This is a genomic window from Streptomyces sp. NPDC059003 (assembly GCF_042740445.1).
Classification (GTDB): domain Bacteria; phylum Actinomycetota; class Actinomycetes; order Streptomycetales; family Streptomycetaceae; genus Streptomyces.
This window is the reverse complement of record NZ_JBHYJH010000443.1, coordinates 1-1,188: the sequence shown is the minus strand read 5'-3', so window position 1 is coordinate 1,188 and position 1,188 is coordinate 1. Positions and strand designations below refer to the sequence as shown.

Sequence of the window (1,188 nt, the reverse complement as noted above, 5' to 3'; positions counted from 1 at the left end):
CTAGTGAGCCGGTCCGGAGATTCGTGTGCAGTAGCGGCAGATGCGGTCGATGATCTGGTCGGCGGTCTTGGTCCACTTGAACGGCCGGGCGGTGTCGTTCCAGGTGTCGATCCACGCCTCCAGGGCGGTCTTGAGCGCGTCGAGCGAGCAGAAGGAGCCACGCTGCAGGCACCGCCGTTCCAGTTCGGAGAACCACCGCTCGACCTGGTTGATCCACGAGGAGTACGTCGGGGTGAAATGTAGGGCGAACCGGGGGTGCGCGAGGAGCCACTTGTGCACCACCGGCGCCTTGTGCGCGGAGAGGTTGTCACAGACGACATGGACGGCGAGACCGGGCTCGACCTGGTGGTCGATCAGGTCGAGGAAGTCCCGGAAGTCGGCTGCCGCATGTCGGGGCGACCACGCGGCGATCACCATGCCGGTGGCGGTGTTGAGCGCCGCAAAGAGGTCCACGGTGCCGTGGCGGACGTAGTCGAAGCTGCGCCGCTCCGGGACGCCGGGGATCATCGGCAGCACCGGCGCGGTCCGCTCCAGCGCCTGGATCCCGGGCTTCTCATCCACGCAGAAGACCGCGGCCTTGGCGGGCGGGGCGAGGTAGAGGCCGACCACGTCGCGGATCTTGTCGATCAGCAGCGGGTCAGGAGAGATCTTGAACTCCTCGACCCGGTGCGGCTGCAGCCCGAACGCACGCCAGATGCGGTGCACGCTGGTCGGCGAGATGCCCACCACCTTGGCCAGCTCACACTTGGACCAGTGCGTGGAGCCCTCCGGCGTCTCCTCCAGGGTGCGGACCACCACCTCCTCCACCTGCACGTCGGTGATGCTGCGCGGCACCCCGGGCCGGGGCTCGTCGCACAGCCCGTCCAGCCGACGGCGCAGGAAACGCGCCCGCCACGTGTTCACCGTGGTGCGGCTGACGCCCAGCCGGGCGGCGACCGCGGTGTTGCTCCGGCCTTCGGCGCACGCCAGCACGATCTGGGCCCGCTTCGCCAGGCCCTGCGCGGTCGAACGACGCGTCGCCCAACCGCGCAGGATCTCCACCTCGTCCTTCGTCAGCTCCAGCGGCTGCAGCTTGCTCCCCATGCCCTCCAGCACACCGCCTATGGAGGGCCTTCACAGCCAAATCCCCGAAGGAGAAACAGAATGCGACTCACGAGTCGACCAGCCATCTCAAGACCGGCTCACTAG

The 1,188-nt window shown here is 68.2% G+C and carries 1 protein-coding gene; it reads right to left on the bottom strand.

What is annotated here, in order from left to right; translation table 11 throughout:
- On the bottom strand, window positions 1-1,083 hold the full coding sequence (locus tag ACFWZ5_RS46470) for an IS630 family transposase (protein ID WP_384893362.1): 1,083 nt from the start codon (window positions 1,081-1,083) through the stop codon (window positions 1-3).
- Window positions 1,084-1,188: the final 105 nt, after the last annotated feature.

What these genes read in the sequence shown, in the direction of transcription:
- ACFWZ5_RS46470 (WP_384893362.1), bottom strand. Translation starts at nt 1,083, where the DNA reads ATGGGGAGCAAGCTGCAGCCGCTGGAGCTGACGAAGGACGAGGTGGAG.